At 61.8% G+C, this 23,710-nt stretch carries 23 protein-coding genes; 13 read left to right on the forward strand and 10 right to left on the reverse strand.

Annotated elements, in window-relative coordinates; all coding sequences use genetic code 11:
* Positions 1 to 11 precede the first annotated feature (11 nt).
* Complete coding sequence (locus JI748_RS12910) at positions 12 to 1,151, reverse strand: YihY/virulence factor BrkB family protein (protein ID WP_201631315.1); 1,140 nt, start codon at positions 1,149 to 1,151, stop codon at positions 12 to 14.
* 212 nt (positions 1,152 to 1,363) lie between these two features.
* On the opposite strand from JI748_RS12910, the gene JI748_RS12915 reads away from it, so the two are divergent.
* A complete protein-coding gene (locus tag JI748_RS12915) occupies positions 1,364 to 2,662 on the forward strand; it encodes a hypothetical protein (RefSeq protein ID WP_210338806.1) in 1,299 nt (432 codons plus the stop codon).
* Positions 2,663 to 2,730: 68 nt separating this feature from the next.
* Here the strand turns inward: JI748_RS12915 and JI748_RS12920 are convergent, their stop codons facing one another.
* Positions 2,731 to 3,387, reverse strand: coding sequence for a hypothetical protein (locus JI748_RS12920; protein ID WP_201631319.1), 657 nt, complete (start codon positions 3,385 to 3,387; stop codon positions 2,731 to 2,733).
* Positions 3,388 to 3,659: 272 nt separating this feature from the next.
* Between JI748_RS12920 and JI748_RS12925 the strand changes: the two genes are divergently transcribed.
* The 12 genes from JI748_RS12925 (at position 3,660) to JI748_RS12980 (ending at position 14,985) form a co-directional block, all read left to right on the forward strand.
* Positions 3,660 to 4,166 (forward strand): ferritin-like domain-containing protein, encoded by a 507-nt coding sequence (locus tag JI748_RS12925; protein WP_201631321.1) that lies wholly within the window; start codon positions 3,660 to 3,662, stop codon positions 4,164 to 4,166.
* A gap of 5 nt (positions 4,167 to 4,171) precedes the next feature.
* Positions 4,172 to 4,354: a hypothetical protein gene (locus JI748_RS12930; protein WP_201631323.1), complete on the forward strand. Its 183-nt coding sequence runs from the start codon at positions 4,172 to 4,174 to the stop codon at positions 4,352 to 4,354.
* A 67-nt stretch (positions 4,355 to 4,421) separates the two neighbouring features.
* The gene (locus JI748_RS12935) at positions 4,422 to 5,375 is read left to right on the forward strand and encodes a sugar-binding transcriptional regulator (protein ID WP_201631325.1); all 954 of its coding nucleotides are present in this window, start codon (positions 4,422 to 4,424) and stop codon (positions 5,373 to 5,375) included.
* A gap of 129 nt (positions 5,376 to 5,504) precedes the next feature.
* Positions 5,505 to 6,815, forward strand: coding sequence for an ABC transporter substrate-binding protein (locus JI748_RS12940; protein ID WP_201631327.1), 1,311 nt, complete (start codon positions 5,505 to 5,507; stop codon positions 6,813 to 6,815).
* Between the two features lie 192 nt (positions 6,816 to 7,007).
* Entirely contained in the window at positions 7,008 to 7,880 is an 873-nt protein-coding gene (locus JI748_RS12945) for a carbohydrate ABC transporter permease (protein WP_164533382.1), read from the forward strand.
* Positions 7,881 to 8,089: 209 nt separating this feature from the next.
* Positions 8,090 to 8,920: a carbohydrate ABC transporter permease gene (locus JI748_RS12950; protein WP_164533381.1), complete on the forward strand. Its 831-nt coding sequence runs from the start codon at positions 8,090 to 8,092 to the stop codon at positions 8,918 to 8,920.
* A gap of 13 nt (positions 8,921 to 8,933) precedes the next feature.
* Positions 8,934 to 9,929: an ABC transporter ATP-binding protein gene (locus tag JI748_RS12955; protein WP_201631329.1), complete on the forward strand. Its 996-nt coding sequence runs from the start codon at positions 8,934 to 8,936 to the stop codon at positions 9,927 to 9,929.
* Between the two features lie 4 nt (positions 9,930 to 9,933).
* Positions 9,934 to 11,415 carry a mannitol dehydrogenase family protein gene (locus tag JI748_RS12960; protein WP_201631331.1) on the forward strand — a complete coding sequence of 494 codons (1,482 nt, stop codon included), beginning with the start codon at positions 9,934 to 9,936 and terminating at the stop codon, positions 11,413 to 11,415.
* A 30-nt stretch (positions 11,416 to 11,445) separates the two neighbouring features.
* On the forward strand, positions 11,446 to 13,029 hold the full coding sequence (locus JI748_RS12965) for an FGGY-family carbohydrate kinase (RefSeq protein WP_201631334.1): 1,584 nt from the start codon (positions 11,446 to 11,448) through the stop codon (positions 13,027 to 13,029).
* Between the two features lie 49 nt (positions 13,030 to 13,078).
* Positions 13,079 to 13,414, forward strand: coding sequence for a hypothetical protein (locus JI748_RS12970; protein WP_201631336.1), 336 nt, complete (start codon positions 13,079 to 13,081; stop codon positions 13,412 to 13,414).
* A 9-nt stretch (positions 13,415 to 13,423) separates the two neighbouring features.
* On the forward strand, positions 13,424 to 14,029 hold the full coding sequence (locus JI748_RS12975) for a cysteine hydrolase family protein (RefSeq protein WP_201631338.1): 606 nt from the start codon (positions 13,424 to 13,426) through the stop codon (positions 14,027 to 14,029).
* The gene (locus JI748_RS12980) at positions 14,026 to 14,985 is read left to right on the forward strand and encodes a TIGR03885 family FMN-dependent LLM class oxidoreductase (protein WP_201631340.1); all 960 of its coding nucleotides are present in this window, start codon (positions 14,026 to 14,028) and stop codon (positions 14,983 to 14,985) included. Before JI748_RS12975 ends, JI748_RS12980 begins: the two co-directional genes overlap by 4 nt.
* 1 nt (position 14,986) lies before the next feature.
* On the opposite strand, the gene JI748_RS12985 is transcribed toward JI748_RS12980, so the two are convergent.
* The 8 genes from JI748_RS12985 to argF all read right to left on the reverse strand — a co-directional run bounded on the left by JI748_RS12985 (position 14,987) and on the right by argF (position 23,680).
* Positions 14,987 to 16,756, reverse strand: coding sequence for an alpha-amylase family glycosyl hydrolase (locus JI748_RS12985; protein ID WP_201631342.1), 1,770 nt, complete (start codon positions 16,754 to 16,756; stop codon positions 14,987 to 14,989).
* A gap of 148 nt (positions 16,757 to 16,904) precedes the next feature.
* On the reverse strand, positions 16,905 to 18,092 hold the full coding sequence (locus JI748_RS12990; protein WP_201631344.1) for a zinc-dependent alcohol dehydrogenase: 1,188 nt from the start codon (positions 18,090 to 18,092) through the stop codon (positions 16,905 to 16,907).
* The gene (locus JI748_RS12995; protein ID WP_201631346.1) at positions 18,092 to 18,634 is read right to left on the reverse strand and encodes an SRPBCC family protein; all 543 of its coding nucleotides are present in this window, start codon (positions 18,632 to 18,634) and stop codon (positions 18,092 to 18,094) included. The genes JI748_RS12990 and JI748_RS12995 overlap by 1 nt, the downstream gene beginning before the upstream one ends.
* A gap of 10 nt (positions 18,635 to 18,644) precedes the next feature.
* Positions 18,645 to 19,439 (reverse strand): SDR family NAD(P)-dependent oxidoreductase, encoded by a 795-nt coding sequence (locus tag JI748_RS13000; protein ID WP_201631348.1) that lies wholly within the window; start codon positions 19,437 to 19,439, stop codon positions 18,645 to 18,647.
* Positions 19,440 to 19,512: 73 nt separating this feature from the next.
* Positions 19,513 to 20,610, reverse strand: a complete 1,098-nt coding sequence (locus JI748_RS13005; protein WP_201631350.1) for a glycosyltransferase — start codon at positions 20,608 to 20,610, stop codon at positions 19,513 to 19,515.
* Positions 20,595 to 21,350 (reverse strand): hypothetical protein, encoded by a 756-nt coding sequence (locus tag JI748_RS13010; protein ID WP_201631352.1) that lies wholly within the window; start codon positions 21,348 to 21,350, stop codon positions 20,595 to 20,597. Before JI748_RS13010 ends, JI748_RS13005 begins: the two co-directional genes overlap by 16 nt.
* A gap of 228 nt (positions 21,351 to 21,578) precedes the next feature.
* Positions 21,579 to 22,580, reverse strand: a complete 1,002-nt coding sequence (locus JI748_RS13015; RefSeq protein WP_201637318.1) for an Hsp33 family molecular chaperone — start codon at positions 22,578 to 22,580, stop codon at positions 21,579 to 21,581.
* Between the two features lie 170 nt (positions 22,581 to 22,750).
* Positions 22,751 to 23,680 (reverse strand): ornithine carbamoyltransferase, encoded by a 930-nt coding sequence (argF, locus tag JI748_RS13020; protein WP_201631354.1) that lies wholly within the window; start codon positions 23,678 to 23,680, stop codon positions 22,751 to 22,753.
* Positions 23,681 to 23,710 lie beyond the last annotated feature (30 nt).

Genomic DNA, 23,710 nt, shown 5'->3' on the forward strand with positions numbered 1-23,710 from the left:
GCTGGCTCCGATCACTTGCGATCGCGGCGGCGAACGGCGCCCAAAGCTATGGACAGAGGCAGCGCTGCGGCCATGGCTCCGAGCGAATGGCGGCGCTCCGGTTTGAACCTGGACTTGGCTGCATTGAAGCCGGCGACCCATTCGGCGCTCTTGCCGGCAAGGTCGTCGTCGCCATGGTTTTCTCCAGCCTCTTCTCCGACGGTGTCGGCTGCGGTGGCGTCGCGCTGCCCAAGGGGCGAGTCTGCGCCAGCGGTGGAGTCGCGACGAGTCTGCTTTTCAGCTTCGGAATTGAGTTCAGCGCCGATGATGATGGCGGTGACGCTGATCCAAATCCAGGTGAGGAGTGCAATCAGGCCGCCCAGCGATCCATAGGTCGCGTCGTAATTGCCGAAATTGGCGGCGTACCAGGAGAAGAGCAGCGAAACGACCAGAATGATGACCGTGGCCAGCGCAGCACCCGGAGACACCCAGCGCCACTTGGCCTTCTGCCGGCTCGGACCGAAGCGATAAAGGGCAGCGAGACCCAGCATCAGCACGACGGCGAGCAGCACATAGGAGCCGATGCGGAGGAGCCACTCAAAGCCTTCACCGAGGCCGATGAAGCCGAGAATGGCCGGGACCACTACCGCTGCGGCGATCATCAGCATGGCGCCGACAATGCCGCCGAAGGTGAACAATAAGGCCGTGGCGTTGAGCTTGAAGAAGTTGCGGCTTTCGCGCTCGTCATAGGCAACATTCATCGCCTCGAACATGGTCTTGACGCCGGAGCTGGCGCTCCAAAGCGCTATCGCGACGGAGATCAAGAGCGCGATGCCCAGCGTGCTGCCGCCCGTACTGGTCAGCTTGGTCAGCTGTTCGTTAACAATCGCCATGCCGCCTTCGGGCACAACCGCTGAGAGCAGGTTGATGTGTTCGGCAACGGTCGCCGGATCGGCAAAGAGGCCATAGATCGAGACGAAGGCCGTGATGGTGGGGAACAGCGAGAGCAGCAGGTAATAGGTCACTGCTGCTGCAATCAGCGTGACCCGATCATCGTTGATTTCGCGATAGGTGCGCAGCAGCACATCTTTCCAGCCCGCTGGCGGAATCTGCTGAGGTCCATCGGCCTGCCGGCCGCGCGCGCTGTCACTGGTTCGTTGCTGATCCGCCATCGCCCATCTCCAAGCTCCTAACGGGCAACGATGATCTCGCCGGGCGGTTGCGCGCTCTCTATCCCGCTCGACATTTTTCGAGGCGCGGGCGCAACTTGGCTCGTTGTTAAATCACGATTAACTATACTGGTGCATCGTCCGTTAACCATAAATCTTAACCTGGTCTGGCGATGAAACTGAGCTTTGGTGTTGCGTTGCTATCAGCCGTCGCCTTGACGAATACTGCGATGGCTCAGGACGGGCAGAGCAGAGCGCTGGGCGTCACCTTCGGCCCAAGCTTTTTCGCGGCGCCTGATCTGGCTACCGGCGTTCAATCAACAGGCACGGGGACTTTCTCACCCAAAACCAGCGGTTTTGGCGCAGGTCTCAATTATGGCGTCAGTGGTGGCATGAGTGTTGGCCGCGCCGGCAACTTCGATGTCGGGGTCGGGCTGTCCGGGTTCTTGACCTTTGGCAGTTCGAACAATCGCGTCGTGGACAGTTTTAGCGGCCCAGGCACTGTCAACATCAGCGGCTATACGACGCCGGCCAATGCCAGCATCAACCTCAGCACCAACGTTATCCCCGGCACTTCCACCGCGACATCTGACATCGACCACACTAACCCTCAGGGTGGCCGCGAAGACGTCACCGTTACCGACACAAACATCGGCGGAGCGGACAACATTGGTACCGTTACCACGGCTGGCGGCGCCAACAGCTTCGCCTTGAACGCTGTCGCTACCGGCCAAGGCACGGTCAATAGCGCCGCCGCTTACGGCGCAGTCGCTGCTACCGATGGCGGCATTTTCCTGGGCGCTGGCGATCTCACCGGGCTCAGCATCACCACGGATGTCAGCCGCGGTTTCGTTTTCACCGGCCTTGACGCGACGGTCGCTTTTTCCACCAGCGTCAATGCCATGGCGGTGCAGGCCTATGCTGGGCCGAGCTACAAGTTCATCGGCCAGTCCAGCAATACGCGGATCAGCGTCGACATTCCCGAAATTGCCCCCAGCGCTACCGTGTTCCCGACCTATTCGATGGAGCGCACCGAGGCGCTGTTCGCCAGCTATTTCGGCGGCGTGGTGGGCGGCAGCATGTCCGCGCCGATCGCCGACAACCTCATCTTCTCGCTTGGGCTTGAAGGCGGCGCCTATTACGTGCGCGAAACCATGCGTGGCAACGAAAGCTATTCGGTTGCTGGTGGCGTAACACCGGTTCCCCTGACCACCGTCAACAATGCCAATGGCGTCGATTTCAGCGCCGATGGCCTTGCCTGGTCGGCGCGCATTTCGCCATCGGTGACCATGGCTCTGTCACCGCGCACGCAGCTGACCCTTGGCGCCAGTGTGGACTACCTTTCCCGCGTCGCCACGATGTCTCGCCGCGCTGCCGCTACAACCAGCACCTATGCCGGCACCGGCAACGGCAACGGCACGCTGGCTTATAATAATGCCGCACAAACCAACGGCCTGACCTTCGCCCCGATGTGGAGCATCACGCCGACAGTGTCATTTACCGGCCAGTTCTAGGCTTCACAGTAAACAAGAAAGGCCCGACAGACACCTGTCTGCCGGGCCTTGTGGTATTCGTGACGCGCTTAGTGCGAGTATTGGCTCACGTTCGAGACGTTGTTGGTGCCGTCCTGGCTGGTCGACGAGCGGTTGTCGCCACCAAGGCTGAGCTGGTTGGTGACGGACTGGTTGCCGTTGTGGACCTGCGTCGTGGTCGAAACGTTGATACCACCGATAGCGGTCTGTCCGGTCACCGCAACATTGGCGTTGCCCGACTGAGACGCCAGCGAGTCGTTGATGCCGGTCAGAGCGGTCTGGTTGGTCAGAGCTTCATTGCGGTCGCCAGACTGGCGAACTACGCCAACGCTCGTGCCCAGGATCGAAGTCTGGTTGAACTGTGAGCCATTGGAATAGCCGTTCTGGTTGGTTCCGGCTTCGTTGGTGCCGAAGAACGAGTTCTGGTTGACCTGCGAACGGTGCCAGTTGCCGGTCTGCTTGGTCACGGCGAAGTTGTCATAGCGGTCCTTGTTATTACCGAGACCGACAGCGATTTGACCAACGCCGGCATTGTTGAACTCACCGGACTGCACGGTGTCCGAATAACTGGCGGCACCAGCGCTAGAGTCCTGGCCAACGACGATGTTGTTGGCCCAACCGGCCTGCGTCTGCAGAGCGACGTTGCCGGCCTGTGCCGACGAAATGGTTACTGCGAGCATCGACGCAGCGATCAAAAATGTACGCAAGTTACTTCTCCCAATTACTCAACAACTGCTGGGGCAACGCCCGCCCGCCGGCCTCGCCAACGTCGCGATACAGATAGCAATACGCCGAAATAAAGAAAGTATTAACCTATCTATAATCGAGTAAACCGATAATTAACCTTACCGACACGTGTTAATATTAATGAATGTGTTTTATCTAAAGTTTTATATTTCTTACACTGGATGCTGCAACCGCCACGCTGCCTAGCCGTTCCCCGGACAATGGCGGACCTCCCGCCCTCAAGGAGAACAGCATGACGACCACGCAGGACATCTTCGTCGACGGCCTTCGCAACGCGCACGCCATGGAAAATCAGGCGCTTTCGATCATGAAGCCGCAGCTGAGCCGCATCGAAAACTATCCTGAGGTGCGGCAGATGCTGGAGCGCCACATCGCCGAAACCGAGGGACAGATCCAGCGGCTCGAGCAGGTCTTGGACGACCTGGGTGAAAGCAAATCCGCGCTCAAGGATTTTGGTCTTTCCGTCGCCGGTACCATGGCGAGCCTCGGCCATACCGTTGCGCCCGACGAAATCGTCAAGAACAGCTTTGCCAACTTCGCCTTCGAGAACTTCGAGATCGCGGCCTACAAGTCGCTGATCGCGCTTGCGACCCAAAGCAACAACACGCGCGCCGTCGAACTGCTTGAAATGAACCTCGATGAGGAACTGGCGATGGCCGACTGGCTCGACCAGAACATCGAAGCCGTGACCCTTCAATATGCCGCCCTGCGCGAAGCGGGCGAGCAAGCCAAGCGCTAGACGCCATGGTCGAACCGCAGGATCAGGACCTTACCGGGGACAACCCCGCCCAGTCTCGGGCGGCGCAAACAGTCGATCGCGCCGTGCTCGGCACGACGCCGCAAACGGCACGGTTAAGGACGATCCTTTTCATCGTCATTTTCATCGTCGTGGCCGGTTCGGTGTTTTACTTCCTCAACCGCGGCTGATCAGACCGCTTGCAGCCTGCCCGCGATTGGCAATACCTATTGCTGCGAGGGCAGGCAGCGGATTTTGATGGCACAGCGACAGGACACAAGCGCCAACCGGCTCGACGACGCAGCCCGCGCCGGCTGGCTTTACTATGTCGGGGGCAATACCCAGGACGAGATTGCCGCCAAAATGGGCATATCGCGCCAGTCCGCGCAGCGGCTGGTGTCGCTTTCCGTTTCCGAGGGCCTGATCAAGGTGCGGCTCGATCACCCGATCGGACGCTGCCTCGACCTTGCCGAGCAGATCAAGACGCGCTTCGGGATCAGCCATTGCGAAGTGGTCCCGTCCGATCCCGGCTCGACCTCGAGCACGATCGGGGTGGCCGAAGCCGGCGCAGCCGAAATCGAGCGATGGCTCAAGCGCCCCGACCCTATCGTCATGGCGATCGGCACGGGGCGCACGCTCAAGGCGGCGATCGAGCAATTGCAGCCGATGGAGTGCCCGCATCATAAGGTCGTGTCGCTCACGGGCAATATCGCGCCGGATGGCTCCGCTGCTTTTTATAACGTCATCTTCAACGTCGCCGACACGGTCAAGGCGCGCTCCTTTCCCATGCCTTTGCCGGTCATCGCCTCCTCCGCGCGCGAGCGCGAGATGCTGCATGGCCAGCCCATGATCACGGCAACGCTGCACCTTGCCGCGCAAGCACACATTACCTTTGTCGGCATCGGCCACCTGGGCGCAAACGCGCCATTGCTGGTCGATGGCTTCATCACCGAGGCCGAGCATCAGGAATTGCAAAAGGCCGGCGCCGTTGGCGAAATCTGCGGCTGGGTCTTCGATGCCGAGGGGCGTTTGGTGGAAGGCCATACCAATAATCGCGTGGCATCCGCACCCATCCCCTCGCGCGAAAACGGGCTGGTGATCGCCCTTGCCATGGGCGCCAACAAGGCCGCGGCTATCCGCGCCGCCCTGCTGCGGAGCCTTGCAAATGGCCTGATCACCGACGAGCGCACGGCAGCAGCGTTGCTAACGTGACCGCCGGGCAATTGCTCACACAATCGACTTTTGCGCAGATTTGCTCTCAACCCTCCTTGACAGCTTGTCGCAGCTGATGAACATTTGCCCACGACGGGAGCAAAAAATCAGCTCTCCTGGGAGGACTTCATGACTGCAAAAACCCTTTTCGCGGGTGCGCTTCTGCTTGCCCTGACCGGCACGGCCTCGGCCCAGACCCTCACCATCGCGACCGTGAACAATGGCGACATGATCCGCATGCAGGGTCTGTCGGACCAGTTCACCGAAGAAACCGGCATCGAACTCAACTGGGTCGTGCTCGAAGAAAACACGCTGCGCCAGAACGTCACCACCGACATCGCCACCAATGGCGGCCAGTATGACATCATGACCATCGGCACCTATGAAGCGCCGATCTGGGCCAAGCAGGGCTGGCTAAAGCCGCTCGATACCCTTTCCGCCGACGCCAACTACGACGTCGACGACATTCTTCCCGCCATCCGCGGCGGCCTCTCGCTCGACGGCAAGCTTTACGCCGCCCCGTTCTATGGCGAATCCAGCTTCATCATGTATCGCACCGACCTGATGGAAAAGGCCGGCCTCACCATGCCGGACGCCCCGACCTGGGAATTCATCGGCGAAGCGGCCCGCGCGATGACCGATCGCGCCAACGACATCAACGGCATCTGCCTTCGCGGCAAGGCCGGCTGGGGCGAGAACATGGCCTTCCTGACCGCCATGTCGAACTCCTTCGGCGCCCGCTGGTTCGACGAAAACTGGCAGCCGCAGTTCAACACGCCGCAGTGGAAGGAAACGCTCGACACCTACCTGTCGCTGATGGCCGATGCCGGCCCGGCCGGTGCTTCCTCCAACGGCTTCAACGAAAACCTGACGCTGTTCCAGCAGGGCAAGTGCGGCATGTGGATCGACGCCACCGTCGCTGCCTCCTTCGTCACAAACCCCAATGACTCGACCGTTGCCGACAAGGTCGGCTTTGCCCAGGCGCCCGATACCGGCCTCGGCAAGCGCGGCAATTGGCTCTGGGCCTGGTCGCTGGCCATCCCGGCCTCGTCGCAGAATGCGGAAGCCGCCGAGCAGTTCATCGGCTGGGCAACCAGCAAGGACTATCTTGCAACCGTTGCCGAAGCCGAAGGCTGGGCCAACGTTCCCCCGGGCACCCGCACTTCGCTCTACGAAAACCCCGAATACCAGGCTGCAGCACCCTTCGCGGCCATGACCCTGGCGTCGATCGACTCCGCTGATCCGACCGCCCCGACCGTCGATCCGGTGCCCTATACCGGCGTGCAGTTCGTCGCCATTCCGGAGTTTGCGGGCATCGGCACCAATGTCGGCCAGCTGTTCTCGGCCGCCCTTGCCGGCCAGATGAGCGCCGACGATGCCTTGGCGCAGGCCCAGGAAGCCACGACCCGCGACATGACCCGCGCCGGCTATATCAAGTAAGTCCCTCCCGACTGCCACCCGGCCGATCGCCCTCACGATCGGCCGGGTGGGATCTTACGACACTAAATTCCAAGAGACCTCATGGTGAGCCTGTCGAACCACGAGGTCGGGCACAGCCGATCGTGCCACGACCTCGTCCTTCGACAAGCTCAGGATGAGGCCTACTGAAGCGTCCTTCGTCGCGAGGAACAATTGGCCACCAAGCAGACCCGCGCCTTGGCGCGCACCATGATGGCACCGGCCGTCGTCGTGCTCTTTATCTGGATGATCGTCCCGCTGGTGATGACGCTGTGGTTCAGCTTCCAGAACTACAACCTCATCAACCCGATGATGACCGGCTTTGCCGGCTGGGCCAACTACACCTATGTGATCGGCGACCCCAGCTTTACCCAGGCGCTGGTCAATACCCTGATCCTGGTCGGCGGCGTGCTGCTGATCACCATTGTCGGCGGCACGTTCCTGGCGCTCTTGCTCGACCAGCCGATCTGGGGCCAGGGGATCCTGCGCATCATCGTCATCTCCCCCTTCTTCGTCATGCCGCCGGTTGCGGCGCTGATCTGGAAGAACGGCTTCATGCATCCCGGCTACGGCATGCTCGGGCATTTGTGGAAATTTTTCGGCCTGCAGCCGGTCGACTGGTTCAATCAGTATCCGCTGTTTTCGGTGATCGTCATCGTTGCCTGGCAGTGGCTGCCGTTTGCGACGCTGATCCTGCTCACGGCCTTGCAGTCACTGTCCGAAGAACAGCGCGAGGCCGCTGAAATGGATGGCGCCAACGCGGTCAACCGCTTCCGCTATATCATCCTGCCGCATATGGCTCGGGCGATCACCATCGTGATCCTGATCCAGACGATTTTCCTGCTCGGGATCTTCGCCGAAATCCGCGTCACCACCGGCGGCGGACCCGGCTATGCCTCGACCAATATCGCTTTCCTCGTCTTCCGCACCGGTATCCTGAGCAATGACATCGGCGCCGGATCGGCGGGTGGCGTCGTCGCCGTCATCATCGCCAACGTGGTCGCCATCTTCCTGATGCGCGCTGTGGGGAAGAATCTTGATGCATAAGCACTCCCCCCTCCGAGCGCCGCTAGGCGCTGCGCGCCAAGCTATGCTTGCCTCCCCCTCAAGGGGGGCGGTGGGCACCGTGCCGGCCCGACGCTCCACCTTCACCCTCCCCCTTGAGGGGAGGGTAGCAAAGCTAGGCTCAAAGAGCCGTAGCGGCGCTAGGGAGGGGGTATCTTTCCTGCCCACCCAACTGGCGGAGAACTTTTAGCATGGCCCGCCGCGTTCCCGTTCAAACCCGCATCGGCTTTACCATCCTTGCCTGGGCAATCGCGCTTCTCTTGTTCTCGCCCATCCTCTGGACCCTGGTCACAGCCTTCAAGACCGAGGCCGAGGCCATTGCCTCGCCGCCCACCTTCCTGCCGCAGACATGGACGCTAGACAATTTCGGGGCCGTCCAGGATCGATCGGACTATGTCAAGCACGCTACCAATTCGATCATCGTGTCGGTCGGCTCGACGCTCCTGGGCTTGCTGATCGCCATTCCGGCCGCCTGGTCCATGGCCTTTGCACCCTCGAAGCGCACCAAGGACATCCTGATGTGGATGCTCTCCACCAAGATGATGCCGGCAGTGGGCGTGCTGATCCCGATCTACCTGATCTTTCGCGACCTCAGGCTGCTCGACACGGTCCACGGCCTCACGCTGATCATGACGCTGATCAACCTGCCGATCATCATCTGGATGCTCTACACCTACTTCAAGGAGATCCCGGTCGATATCCTTGAAGCGGCCCGCATGGATGGCGCCGAGCTCTGGAACGAAATCCGCCACGTGCTTGTGCCCATGGCCGTGCCCGGTATTGCCTCGACGCTGCTGCTCAATGTGATCCTCGCCTGGAACGAGGCGTTCTGGACCATCACGCTGACCTCAGGGCGCGCGGGCACCTTGACCGCGTTCATTTCGAGCTTTTCCTCGCCGCAGGGCCTCTTTCTCGCCAAGCTTTCCGCCGCCTCGCTTCTCGCCATCGCCCCGATCCTGCTGCTCGGCTGGTTCAGCCAGAAACAGCTGGTGCGTGGTCTGACGTTTGGCGCAGTGAAATAAAGGACTTCCGCAAATGGGTTCCATCACCCTCGAACACGTCAACAAGTCCTTCGGCGAAGTCGAGATCATCCCCGATATCTCGCTCGATATCCGCGATGGCGAATTCGTGGTCTTTGTCGGCCCTTCCGGCTGCGGCAAGTCTACGTTGCTGCGGCTGATCGCAGGGCTCGAGGATACGACTTCTGGCCATATCAGGCTCGATGGCCAGGACGTTACCGATGCGCCGCCGGCCAAGCGGGGGCTGGCCATGGTGTTCCAGTCCTATGCGCTTTATCCGCATATGAGCGTGCGCGACAACATCGCCTTCCCGCTCAAGATGGCGAAGATGCAGCAAGCCGAGATCGACCGCAAAGTCGAATATGCGGCTCGCACGCTCAACCTCGGCTCCTACCTCGATCGCCGTCCGCGTGCCCTTTCCGGCGGCCAGCGCCAGCGCGTCGCCATCGGCCGCGCCATCGTGCGCGAACCCAAGGCATTCCTCTTCGACGAGCCGCTGTCCAACCTTGACGCAGCGCTGCGCGTCAACATGCGGCTCGAGATCACCGAACTGCACCAGCAGCTCAAGACCACCATGATCTACGTGACCCACGACCAGGTCGAAGCCATGACCATGGCCGACCGGATCGTTGTGCTCAATGCCGGCAATGTCGAGCAGTTCGGCTCACCCCTCGAGCTCTATAAAAACCCTGCCAATCGCTTTGTTGCCGGCTTCATCGGCTCGCCGAAGATGAATTTCGTTGATGGCGCGGAAGCCGCCAAGCACGGGGTCCATTCTATCGGCGTACGACCCGAGCATTTCCGCATTTCGACCACGGAAGGTCCGTGGAAGGGGACGGTCAACGTCGCCGAACAACTGGGCTCGGACACGTTCCTCCATGTCCAGACCGATTTCGGCCTCATGACCGTGCGCGCCGATGGCGACCAGACCTTCAAGCACGGCGACACCATTTACCTGACCCCCGACCAGACCCGCATCTACCGCTTCGATGCGGCGGGAAAAGCGATTTAGTTCTATGACCAAACTTTCCCTCTCCAGCCTCTCCTCAATCACCAGCGCCGCCACACCCTCATACGACCGCGACACCCTATCCCCGGGCATCGTTCATTTCGGCGTCGGCAATTTTCACCGTGCGCATCAGGCGGTCTATCTCGACGCCCTGTTCAACGCCGGCGAGGGCCATGACTGGGCGATTGTCGGCGCAGGGGTGCGCGAGGCCGACGAGGCCATGCGGCAAAAGCTGATGGCGCAGGACTGGCTGACCACGGTGGTGGAGCAGGAAGCGGATGCCAGTAGCGCTCGCGTCACCGGCGTCATGGTGGATTATCTTCAGCCCAGCGACAGCGAAGCGGTCATCGCCAAGCTCGCCGATCCGGCGATCCGCATCGTGTCTCTGACCATCACCGAGGGCGGCTATTATATCGACCCCGCCTCGCAACGGTTCGATCCGAACCATGCGGATATCCAGTACGATGCCGCCCATTTCGACGCGCCCAAGACTGCCTTCGGGCTGATCCTTGCCGGCCTCCTTCGGCGCCGCGATGCCGGTGTCGAGCCGTTTACGGTCATGTCCTGCGACAATATTCCGGGCAATGGCCATGTCACCGAAAACGCCGTGGCCGGACTTGCCGCACTGATCGATCCGGCGCTGGCCGAGTGGGTCAAAACGTCGGTCGCTTTCCCCAATAGCATGGTCGATCGCATTACGCCCGCAACGTCGGATCGCGAAAAGACGCTACTGGCCGAGCAGTTCGGCATCGACGATGCCTGGCCGGTCTTCTGCGAAATCTTCAAGCAATGGGTGCTGGAAGACAATTTTCCAGCCGGTCGCCCAGCGCTGGAAAAGGTCGGCGTACAGTTCGTCGACGACGTCGCGCCCTACGAGCACATGAAGATCCGCATCCTCAATGGCGGGCACGCGACCATTGCCTATCCGGCGGGGCTACTCGACATCCACTTCGTGCACGAGGCGATGGAGCATCCCCTGGTCTCGGCCTTCCTAAAGAAGGTCGAAAGCGAAGAGATCATCCCCATCGTGCCGCCGGTGCCCGATACCGACCTCAACGACTATTTTGCGCTCTGCGAACGGCGCTTCGCCAATCCCAAGATCGGCGACACCATCCGCCGGCTTGCACTCGATGGATCGAACAGGCAACCCAAGTTCATCGTGCCCAGCGCTCTCGATCGCGCAAATGCTAACAGTCCGCTAACAGGTCTGGCTTTGGTGGCGGCTTTCTGGTGCCGTTATTGCTACGGAACGACAGAATCCGGCGCCCAAATCGCACCGAATGATCCGTCCTGGGATCGGCTGACGGCTCAGGCCAAGCGGGCCAAGGACGACCCCGCGGCCTGGCTCGAAATGACCGACATCTATGGCGAACTGGCCAAGAACCCCAGCTTTGCGGAAGCCTTCAGCCAGGCTCTCACCACAATCTGGCAAATCGGCACGACGGCGACACTCGAACGCTACTTGGCAGACGCTCTCCCGCTCCGGTAAGCTCCGGCCGGAGTGAGGAGTAGGAACGGCTTGGGGCAAGACCTCCTGGTAGGCGTCGATGTCGGCACGGGCAGCGCCCGCGCGGGCGTTTTCACGCCTCAAGGCAAGCTCCTCGGTCGCAGCGAACAACCCATTTCGATGCGCCGCTCCGACGCCAATTTTGCCGAGCATGACAGCGAACAGATCTGGTCCGCCGTGTGCCAATCGGTCCGCGGCGCGCTGGCCGAGGCCGGTGCCAAGCCGGTCGACGTCGTCGGCATTGCCTTTGACGCCACCTGTTCCCTCGTTGTCCGCGACACGGCGGGCGCGCCGGTGACCGTTTCGCGCGATGGCGAGGATCGATGGGACACGATCGTCTGGCTCGATCACCGGGCGCTCGAAGAAGCCGACGAATGCACGCGCACTGGTCATGAAGTGCTCCATTATGCCGGTGGCGTCATGTCGCCAGAAATGGAAGTGCCTAAGCTCATGTGGCTCAAGCGCCACCTGCCGCAGAGCTGGGCACGCGCCGGGCAGATGTTCGATCTGGCTGATTTTCTGAGCTGGAAGGCCACGGGCTCCCTCGCGCGGTCGCAATCGACGCTGACCTGCAAATGGACCTATCTCGGCCATTCTGCCGAGCCTTGGCGGCACGACTTCTTGCAGGAGGTCGGCCTGGAGGACCTGCTCGACAAAGCCGCCCTGCCCCAGACCGCCAGCCCGGTCGGCGCCGATCTCGGCGCCCTGACCGACCAAGCTGCCGAGGAACTGGGCCTCACCGCAAAGTGCCGCGTCGGTGCCGGTTTGATCGATGCGCATGCCGGGGCCCTCGGCGCGCTCGGCGCTTTCACCCATGATGTCGACACCATCGACCGGCACCTGGCGCTGATCGCCGGCACATCAAGCTGCGTCATGGCGCTTTCTGCCGAGGACCGCCCGACCACCGGCGTCTGGGGTCCGTATTTTGGCGCCGTACTGCCCGGCGTCTGGCTCAACGAGGGCGGGCAGTCGGCAACCGGTGCCCTCCTTGATCACGTCATTTCCTGGCATAGCGCCGGCGGCGAGCCGACGCGCGAGCGGCATCTGGCGATCTGTCGTCGCGTCATGGAACTGCGCGAAGCCGAAGGACTGGCGCTCGCCGACCGGCTCCATGTGCTGCCCGATTTTCACGGCAACCGCTCGCCGCTCGGCGATCCCTTCGCGCTTGGCGTCATTTCCGGATTAACTCTCGATAGCGATTTCGACAGCCTCTGCCGCCTCTACTGGCGCACTTGCGTCTCCATTGCGCTGGGTGTCCGGCACATTCTGGAAACGCTCAACACCCGCGGCTATGCCATCGATACGCTTCATGTCACCGGCGGCCATACGCGCAATCCGCTGCTCATGGAGCTTTATGCCGACGCCACCAATTGCACTGTGGTGGAGCCTTTGACGCCCGACGCGACGCTGCTCGGCATGGCCATGGTCGCGGCCAATGCAGCCGGACTTTATCCCAGTCTCGACCAGGCCTGCATTGCCATGCAGCAGGGTGGCCGCTCGCGTGCGCCGAACAGTGCGGCGCGCAGCGCCTTCGACCGGGACTACGCTATCTTCCTTCTGATGCTGAAGCAGCGGCAGGCGATCGACGCCCTCTAGGGAACAAAAGGCGTGCGCTCCGATTGTCCGGCCAGCAGCGAGGACAAAGATGCACACATTCCGCCAAATCCCGATCGGCGAAAATGCCGAGAATGCCGTGACCGTCGGCATCGAGCGCAACACCAGCGGCTCGATGGTTGCGGCCGTCTGGTGGCCAGCCCATGGCGACGTGGATGGTGACGAAGCAAGCTATGACAGCGTGCCCGAGGCGCTTGCCGCGGCGGAAGCCGCGCGTGCTCTGCATGGCTTTGCCGATGTGGTGGTAACGCTTCAGAGCGATGATCTTTGGGACCCCCAATGGGGCACATTGGCCGGCGCGCAGGCGCTGAGTGAAGACGAAATCTTCGAACTCGCCAGCGCCACCGAAGCCATGCGAGACGCCTGAGGCCCAGCCATGTCCACGGCCGATATCAGCCCCAACTGGGCTCACATCTGCGTCGATATGCAAGCCATGTTCGGCGGTGACTCTCCTTGGAGCGCGCCATGGATGGAGCGGGTGCTTCCCGCCGTCGAAGCATTGTTCGATCGTGCGCCGCACCGCACCATCTTTACGCGCTTCCTGCCGCCCGAAACGCCGGAACAGGCGCATGGTGCCTGGCAGGACTATTACCGGCACTGGTCGAACATGACCCGCAGCCAGCAGCCGCCGGAACTGTTAGACCTCGTGCCATCGCTCAGAAGCTTCGTGCCGCCGGGACGGGTGTTCGACAAGCCGATCTATTCGCCCTGGCTCAGCGGCAATCTTCACCACATCCTTCGCGCCGAAAACGTCGACACGCTGGTGATCAGCGGCGGCGAAACCGATGTGTGCGTGCTCAGCACCGTCATGGGTGCGATCGACCTAGGTTATCGCGTCGTGCTGCCGGTGGATGCGCTTTATGGCTCCGCCGACGAAACGCATGAGGCCATTCTTTCGATTTATCGCAGCCGGTTCCAGTTCCAGCTGGTGATCACCAGCGTTGCCGACCTGCTCGACGTCTGGAGGAACGAAGCGCTTTGACCCAGATCGGCTATCATGCATCGCACGAACAATTCGCCCCCAGCGCCCTCCTCAGCTATGTGAAGCGCGCCGAGGCGGCAGGCTTTGATAGCGCCAAGTCGTCGGATCATTTTCATCCCTGGGCTACGAGCCAGGGGCAGTCCGGCTTTGCCTGGTCCTGGCTGGGCGCTGCCATGCAGGCGACGCGGTTTTCCTACGGCATGATCTCGGCGCCGGGATATCGCTATCATCCGGCCATCCTGGCCCAGGCTGCGGCAACGATCGGCGAGATGTTTCCCGATCGGCTCTGGCTGGCCCTTGGCAGCGGCGAAGCCATCAATGAGGCGATCACCGGAGAGACCTGGCCCGACAAGCCGGAGCGCAATACGCGGCTGCTCGAATGCGTCGAGATCACGCGCGCGCTGTTTGCCGGTGAGACCGTCACTCACCGCGGACGGGTGACGGTGATCGAGGCCAAGCTTTATTCACGCCCCAAGAAGCCGGTGCCTCTGTTCGGCGCGGCGGTGACGCCGAAGACGGCGCGCTTCGTTGCCGGCTGGGCCGATGGGCTCCTGACGACCGGCGGCGATATCGAAAGCCTCAAGGAGGTGCTCGACGCCTTCCGCAGCAATGGCGGCGCGGGAAAGCCGGTGCATGTGCAGCACGCGCTGTCCTGGGCGGAGAATGAGGAGCAAGCTGTCTCGCAGGCTCTCGAACAGTGGGGGCCAGTCTCGGCCGGCGGCGATCTCAACTGGAACGTGGCGCGACCCGAAGACTTCGACGTCATTGGCAAGCTCGCCACCGAGGATAGCGTGCGCAAGAGCGTCGCCGTTTCGGCCGACCTGGGGCAGCATCGACAGTGGCTGGCCGACCTCGCGGCGCTCGATGTCACCAGCATCCAGCTCCACAATGTCGGCCGCAACCAGGAAGAGTTTATCGACGTCTTCGGCGAGAAAGTTCTGCCGAAGCTGCGCTAGCTCATCCGTTCCGCCACACCCAGGCTACGGCGCTCCAGGCGCCGAGCCGCAACACTTCGCCTTCCTGAGAATAGTCACCGGTCGAAAGCGGCGGCGCAGTAATGGTGCAGGCAAGATCGGTTGGTGTGTTCGTGGGATTAAGCGCCATGCTGAGCGTGCCGCTTTCGAAGATCCAGTTGACCACGACAGCGTTTCCCTGCCGGCCGCTGCGCGCATCCAAACATTTGGAGCCGGTCAACGGCCAGACATGATCCTTGCGCCATTGGGCGAGTTCGCGGAACCGTGCGAGCGAGGCCTGGCTTTGCGGCTGGTCGAAGTCGGACCAGTCGATTTTGGCCATGGCAAAGGTTGCGGGATCATTTGGATCGGGCAGACCGCCGTCCTCGACATCCTCGTTGAAGATTTCCCGCATCTGCTTGTAGCGGTCCTCGCGTTTGATCGCGGCGGCTTTTTCGGGCAGATCGAGAAAGAAGGGGAAGTGGGTGCGCAAGTCCGCCTCCTCGCCCATGAAGAAGAGCGGCACCTGCGGCGCCAGCATTACGGCAAAATGCAAGAAATCGAGCTTTTCCGGACCGATGCGGTCGGGTAGCCGGGCACTGTCGGCGCGGTTGCCGATCTGGTCGTGGTTCTGGACATAGGAGACGAAGGCGGCGGGCGGCAGATCGCTGCCCGGCTCATTGCGGGTGGAACCATTGCTCTCCCCTTCCGCCTCGCCATCGTGGATAAAGCCGTCGGCAAGGCCTTTTTCCAGATCGGCGATGGGGTCCTTGGAAGGATCGTCGTAGCCGCCTTTATCATCGTCCGCGACGAGGTAATTGAGGACGTGATGGATGTCGTCGTCCCATTGCGCGGTATAGGTCTTGGGTGTGCCGTCCGCGTCGCGCTCGAGCCAGGAGGCGCTGTTGTCCATGTTCTCGATAATGAGCTTGGCGTGCGATTTGACCGAGCGGCAGGCATCGGCAAGGCCGGTCAGGAAATCGTCACGGCACTCGGTCTTCATCTCGTGGACGCTGTCGAAGCGGAGCCCATCGAAGTCGAACTCGGAGAGCCACATCATGGCGTTCTCGTAATAGAACTGCCGCACCGCTTCCTCGCGGAAGTCGATGCCCGGCCCCCAGGGCGTATTGATGTCGGGATCGAACCATTCGGGTGCATAGTGCTCGATGAGATTGTCGAACTCGCCGAAGTGGTTGTAGACGACATCGAGCACGAGGCAGATGCCGAGCGCATGGGCGCGGTCGACCAAGGCGCGCAGCTCTTGCCGGGTGCCATAGGCTTCGGCGGGGGCAAAGATCAGCGTGCCGTCATAGCCCCAGTTGCGGGAGCCGGGAAAGGTGTTGATCGGCATGATCTCGAGCGTGGTGTAGCCTGCATCACGAAAGTGCTCGAGCTTGTCGGCGAGTGCGGTGAAGGTGCCTTCAGGGGTGACCGTGCCGACATGGACTTCGCAGATCAGAGCTTCATGCCAGGGGCTAAGCGGTTGCTTTCGGCCGCTGGGCTCGATCGGCTCCGACACAAGGCTCCACCCTGAGGTGCCGCCAACCTGTTGACGCGAGGCCGGATCTGGGAAGTTCAGACCGCCGATGCGGAATTTATAGCGTGTGCCGGGGCCGCAGTCTTTTGCCGTGACGGTCCAGAAGCCGTGCTCGGACTTTTGCAGGTCGATGGGGGGACTATCGGGGAAGATCAGGGAAACCGCGGGGGCGCTTGGAGCCCACAGTCTGAAGGTCGTGCCAGAAGCACCGATTACCGGCCCGAAAGTGACAGCCATAACTCACTCCATACCAATTATTCGGCTCGTCAACGGAGGAGTTAAGCCGCCGTTCCCGCTCTTATACGGAGATATTGTTCAACGCCATCAGCGCGATAGCAAACGGCCGCCCAGGAGGCGGCCGCTTGTTTGGTGGGCTCGAAGGGGTTTAGGCGCCCTTGGCCATATCCGGGCGCAGAACGACTTTGGTCCACTCGTTCTGCTTGTCGTGAAAGTTCCTGTAGCCAGTCGGCGCATCTTCGAGCGAGAGATGATGGCTGATCAGGAAGGTCGTATCGATCTCGCCTTCCTCTATGCGGCGCAGCAGGTCCTTGATGTACTTTTGCACATGGGTCTGGCCGGTCTTGATGGTAATGCCCTTTTCCATCATGGCGCCCAACGGCCACTTGTCGAGCATGCCGCCGTAAACGCCCGGCACGGAGACGCGTCCGCCCTTGCGTACGGCGAGAATAGCCTGGCGCAAAGCGTGACCACGATCGGCCCCGGGCGCGATCTTCTGCTTGACCACGTCCAGGACGTTGTCTGGCGTAAAGCCATGCGCTTCCATGCCGACGGCGTCGATGACGGCATCAGGGCCGATGCCGCCGGTCATCTCCATCAGTGCTTCGCGGACATGGGTTTCCTCGAAGTTGATGATCTTGGCGCCGAACTTCTGCGCCAGCTCGAGCCGGTGCGGATGGTGATCAATGCAGATGACCTGCGCCGCTCCCATCAGCACCGCCGATTGCACGGCAAAGAGCCCGACAGGACCTGCACCCCAGACGGCGACCGTATCGCCGGGCTGGATTTCGGCATTGTCGGCGGCCATCCAGCCGGTGGGCAGGATGTCGGAAAGGAACAGGACCTGATCGTCGGTGAGGTGATCGGGCACGACGATGGGACCTACATCGGAAAACGGCACGCGCACATATTCGGCCTGGCCACCTGCATAGCCGCCGGTGAGGTGCGAATAGCCGAAAATACCGCTCATGGGGTGGCCATAGAGCATTTCCGAGGCGTCCTGCTTTTCAACGGGGTTGGAATTGTCGCAGGCCGAATATTGCTGCTGCTGGCAGAAAAAGCATTGGCCGCAGGAGATGGTGAAGGGCACGACGACGCGCTGGCCCTTCTTGAGGGTCGACTTGGGGCCGGTCTCGACCACTTCGCCCATGAATTCATGGCCAAGGATGTCGCCCGATTTCATGCCCGGAATGACGCCGTCATAAAGATGGAGGTCCGAGCCGCAGATGGCGGTCGAGGTGATCTTGATGATGGTGTCGCGGGGGTTGATGATTTCGGGATCGGGATGGGTGTCGACGCGAACGTCATTGGTGCCGTGCCAGGTCAAAGCGCGCATTATTTGTTGTCCTTCTGGTCGCGGTAATAAGAGCCGGTGGCGATTTCGCCTGTTTCCATCAGCATCTTGAAACGCTTGAGTTCATGCCGGGCCTGGATGTTGGGCTCGGCGGCAAAGAGCTTGGCGACGAGGCGCCCGAGGTCACCGGCAGGCGGCACATAGCCGATCTCGGCGGAGACTACGGTGCCGCGCCCTTCCGGCGCATCGGTGAAGCTGACCTTGCCCTTCGTCTCGATCTGCGACCCTTCAACCGAACGCCAGCCGATCTGCTCGCCTTCCACGACATCGACGGTTTCGGTTTCGAGCGTCACGGTCTGGCCGGCGGGGGCGCGGACGGTCCAGGCCGAGCGGTTCTCGCCGGTCATCTGGATGCTTTCGATCGCTTCCATAAACTGGGACAGGTTGGTGAAGTCTCGCCAAAAGGCAAAAAGCTCCTGGCGGGGGCGGTTGATCGTGACGCTGCGGCCGACAATGGCGAGATCGCCATCCTTGTCGTCCTTTTGCGTGCGCTTGGGGGCGTCGTCGTGGTTGTGATGCGACATTGTTTGCTCCTCAATGTTTTCCGGTACCAGGCTCAGCCAGGCCCCGATGCATTTCAGCCAGCTGTCCATCAGGCAGGAAGCGGGTCATCAGCGCCTGCAGCTTGTTGCCGAAGCCCGCCACTTCATGGGCATCGCCGCGCATCAGCGCATCGTAGCCCTGGCGTGCGACATCGGCGGCACTGTCCTTCTTGCCCTGCCCGACCTTGGTATCGAGCATGCCGGCGGTTTCGAAGAAGTCGGTCTCGGTCGGTCCCGGCATCAGCACGCTGATCACCACTTCGGTGTCCTTGAGCTCATTGCGAAGCGCATAGGCGAAGCTATCGACATAGGCCTTGGTTGCATTGTAGACGGCCTGGAAACTGCCCGGCATGAGGCCGGCGATCGAGCCCGTGATCAGCACCCTCCCGGCATCGAGCTCGCGCATGTCGCGCACGAAGCGCTGCAGGAGATAGGTGGTGCCGGTGACATTGGTGTCGATGACGCGCTGGATGTCTTCGAAGTCCTGGTCGAGAAAACCCTTACCCAGGCCACGGCCGGCATTGGCGTAGAGCGCATCGACGGTCTGGCCGTTCTGGCGGGCCCGCTCGTAAAGCTCATCGACCCCTTGGCGGGTGGAAAGGTCGGCCTGGACCACGTCGACCTCGATGCCAAGGCCACGCAGTTCCTGCGCTGCGGTGTGGATTTCGGGCCCATCCGCCGCAATGAGCAAGTTGGAGCCTTCCTGTGCGGCGATGCGCGCAAGCTCGAGGCCGATGCCGGACGAAGCGCCGGTCACGACCGAGAACGAGGGTTTTGGTTGTTTCATGGGACAAACCTCCTGGTGAGGTTGCCAATCCGCAGCGGCGGCCAAGAGTTCCGAAATGCTTAACGCAAGACCGTTACTCGGCGGCCGCCGGGCGCCGGAAGCCGCCGAGGCGCCTCCGCCTGCTCGCCAGATGCGGGGTCTTGAACCAGTGAAAGGGCCGGAACAGAAATTCACGCAGGGCAAGGAGCGTCGCCCAGGTGATCAGCAGCCAGTAGAGCGGCAGCAGCAGCTGATGCGCCCAGAAACGGTTGAGGCCTATGCGGGCAAGACCCACCATGTTGACAAGGATCGCCGTACCGTGGCCGAGCACCAGGACGAGGAGGCAGGCCAGCCACCAAGGGCTCCAGCTTTCAAAGGTGTTGGACTGATCGAACTGCATCCAGACCAACATGGGCCACATGCCGATATGAAGGATCGGCGCGAGCAGCATTGAGAGAATGGTCAACTGGAACATCGCAAAGCCTGCCGGCCCCAGATCGGCGTAAAGCCGGCGCGCGCGCCGGTTGTGGACGACAAAGGTCTGCATCCAACCCTTCATCCAGCGCGTGCGCTGCCCGAGCCAGGGCTTCAATTTGGCAGGCGCGTCTTCGAGGGTAACCGTTACCGATGTTGCGGTGCGCAGATTGCGGCGCGCGAGGCGCACGCCGAGGTCAGCATCTTCGGTGACATTGTAGGCGTCCCAGCCGCCCAGGCGCCGCAGGGTAGCAAGGCGGAAATGGTTGGAGGTGCCGCCCAGAGGCATCACCGTGCCCCAACGGGCCAGCGCCGGCAGCAACACGGCAAAGAGTCCGGCATATTCCCCGGCAAACAGCGCCGGCAGGTAGCCGTGATCGGCATTGTCGATGCAAAGCCGCGCCTGAATGCATTCGATCTCGGGCGAGCCGCGGAACTGGGCGACGATGCTGCGCAACTGGCCGGGTTCCGGGCGGTCCTCGGCATCATAGACCACGACGAATTCGCCCCGGCAGAATGGCAAGGCGAAGCCCAGGGCCTTGGGCTTGGTGCGCGGCAATGCATCGGGCACGACGACGAGGCTCATGCGCGCATCGCCGAGATGGCGTTCCACCGCGGCGATGGTTTCTGGGGAGCGGCTCTCGACCACGAAGATGATCTCGAGCTTTTCCGGCGGATAGTCGAGCCGCCCCAGATGCTGGCTCAACTGGTCGACCATATTGGCTTCGTCGCGCAGCGGCACCATGACCGAATAAAGCGGCAGGCGCCATCGGCTTCGCGCGGTGTTGTGGGGCGCAGCTGCGCCGGCACCAGCAATGCGGCAAAGCGCATGACAGTGGGCAGCAGCATAATGACCATCCAGATGGGCAGAAGCCACAGATGGCCAGTCAGCGGCGCCAGCATCAGCCCGAAGCTTAGGGCGAGCAGCCCGGCGGCAAAGAGCCAGCGCAGGGGCAGAACGAGGTCGAGCTGGGCGGCCGCATAGGGCCAGAAGCGCGCCAGCGTTTGACGGGCGCCATCGATCAGCGCGGCTTCTGAATTGGACACCAGATAGGAGCGCAGGGACCCAGGCGGGACCAGACATACCCGGTTGCGGATGCTTGGGTCTGCCAGCCGCGCCTGCCGCAAGCGCAGGATGCCGAAAAAGTCTGGTGCAGCGAAAGCGACATCCTTGTCGATGACCTTGAGACGGCACATCCGCACCTCGGCCAGCATTTCGAGGCGGGGCGTCGCTGTTTCGGAAGGGGGAAGCTCGGGCACTTTATCGAAAAAGGCGAGATCCGCCCACTCGGCGGCGCGGCGCATGGCCTCAGCCTGGCTGATGCCGTGGTAAAGACAGGCCCAAAGCATGGGATCGGCTTCGCGTTCGAGAGCTTCGTTCCGTGCGTCATGGGCCTCTACCTCGGTTGTGCCATGACCAAGAATGGCTCGCATGAGGTCGACAGCATCAGCCGCCATGGTTGGCGCTCATAGCTGGCGCCACGATCGGCAAAACGGCACCGGCAAGCAAGCTTGGCTGTACCGTTGTCCGTAAAAATACCAATTCTAAAGCAGAAGCTTCAGTATTACGCACGAAAACACCATTCATTCCGGCGTCCCCCTGAAGCCGTTTGAATGATTTAACTGTGCAGCATGAAAGCTTTATTGGCAAGCGGCGCCCTTATGAGGCGCCGCCGCTCGCTTCGGTCAGTTCTTGGCTTCGAACTGATGCGGGTTGAAGCGATATGCCGTCGAGCAGAACTCGCAAACCACTTCTATTTCGCCGTCGACTGCCATTTCCTCGCGATCCTCGTTGGTGAACGATGTCGCCAGCATGTCCTCGATCCGCTCGGCCGAGCAGGTGCAGCGCTCCTCAAGAGCCTGCGGCGGGAACACGCGCACACCTGTTTCGTGGAAGAGCCGGAACAGCAAGCGCTCGGGGGAGAGATCGGGATCGGCCAATTCAAGGTCGGCCACCGTGCCCAGCAGTGCCTTGCTTTCCGACCAGCCGTCGGCTTCGACGAAGTCGGGATCGGCGGTTTCCGGATTGTCGTAATTCCCGTCACCTGGCAGATCCGCCATCACCGAAATGCCATTGGCCGGAAGATGCTGGATCAGCATGCCGCCAGCGCGCCAGCGCGGGCGATGATCGCCTTTGGTGGTCATCTGCGCCACCGCCAGCCGCACCAGCGTTGGAATTTGCTCGGACTGCATAAAATAGGTATGCGCCACCTGTTCCAGCGAATTGCCTTCGAGCGCGACAATGCCCTGATAGCGCTCGGTATGGGAGCCCTGGTCGATGGTCATGGCCAGATGCCCCTTGCCGAGCAGTTCGGCCGGGCTGGTCCGCCCCTCTTCGGAGGCCTTGAGCAGCGCGTCATGGTCATAGCGGGCATAGCCGCGCATGCCGTCGGGCGCGTCGAAATCAACAACGATCAGGTTCACCGGCCCATCGGTCTGGGTCTGGAGAATGAAACGGCCTTCGAACTTGAGCGACGAGCCGATCAGCGCCGACAGCACCACGGCCTCGCCAAGCAGGCGCGCGACCGGCAGCGGATAATCGTGCCGGCTGAGGATGGTGTCGAGCGCTTCGCCCAGCCGGACGACGCGGCCGCGGGTGTCGAGCTTGTCAAGGGTGAAGGGAACGACGGCATCGTCGCCCGATTCCGGACGGTCGAGGCCCAGGGAGGACAGGAGGTTCTCGGTCATATTGGTTTCCGGAGTCATGGTCATTTCTCTTGCAACCGGCGAGGCCCGACCAGACGCAAGAGAGACCTCATCCTGAGCTTATCGAAAAACAAGGTCGGGCGCTGTGGCACGACCTCGTGGTTCGACAGGCTCACCATGAGGTCTACTCATGTAACCAGTCTAAATCAGGGCTAGTTCGCTTCAACCCCGAAGGCCCAGCACAAAATGGCTTTTTGGGCATGGAGGCGGTTTTCGGCCTCGTCGAACACTACCGACTGGGGACCGTCGATCACCTCGTCGGTCACCTCATCGCCGCGATGGGCGGGCAGGCAGTGCATGAACAAGGCGTCTTTGTTCGCCAAGGCCATTAGATTGGTGTTGACCTGATAGGGTTTCAAGACCCGGCGGCGCTCGGCGGCATCGACGTCGCCCATCGATACCCAGGTGTCGGTGATGACGAGGTCGACACCCTCGACGGCCTCGCGCGGATCTTCGATCAGCCTGACCGCCGAACCAGCGCGGCGGATGTCGTCCATCAGGTCCTTTTCGGGGCTATATTCTTCGGGTGTCGCGATGGTCAGCTCGCATTCGAAGAGCTCGGCCGCGTTGACCCAGGAATGAAGCACGTTGTTGCTGTCGCCGACCCAGGCGATCTTGGCCCCCTTGATGGGGCCGCGATGTTCCTCGAAGGTCAAGAGATCGGCCATGATCTGGCAGGGGTGCGCGCGGCGGGTAAGGCCGTTGATCACCGGGACCGTGGCGCCTTCAGCCAGTTCCAAGAGATCCTGGTGCGACAGGATGCGGATCATGATGGCGTCAACATAACGGCTCATCACCTTGGCCGTATCTTCCAGCGTTTCCTCACGCGAAAGCTGCATGTCCTGGCCGGACAGCATGATGGTTTCGCCGCCCAGCTGGCGCATGGCGACGTCGAAGCTGACGCGGGTGCGGGTGGACTGGCGCTCGAAGATCATCGCCAGGACTTTGTCGGTGAGGAGCTTAGGCCGGTCGCCATCCTTGAGGCGCGCCTTGAGCGCGCCCGCCTGGTTCAGCATGCCGCGCAGTTCGGCCTGGGTGAAATCGTCGATTGAAAGAAAATGCCTTGTTGTGCCGGTCGTCATGGGCCGGGTTCCTTTGTAACGCTGTGCGTG

The organism is Devosia rhizoryzae, from assembly GCF_016698665.1.
Classification (GTDB): Bacteria; Pseudomonadota; Alphaproteobacteria; order Rhizobiales; family Devosiaceae; genus Devosia; species Devosia rhizoryzae.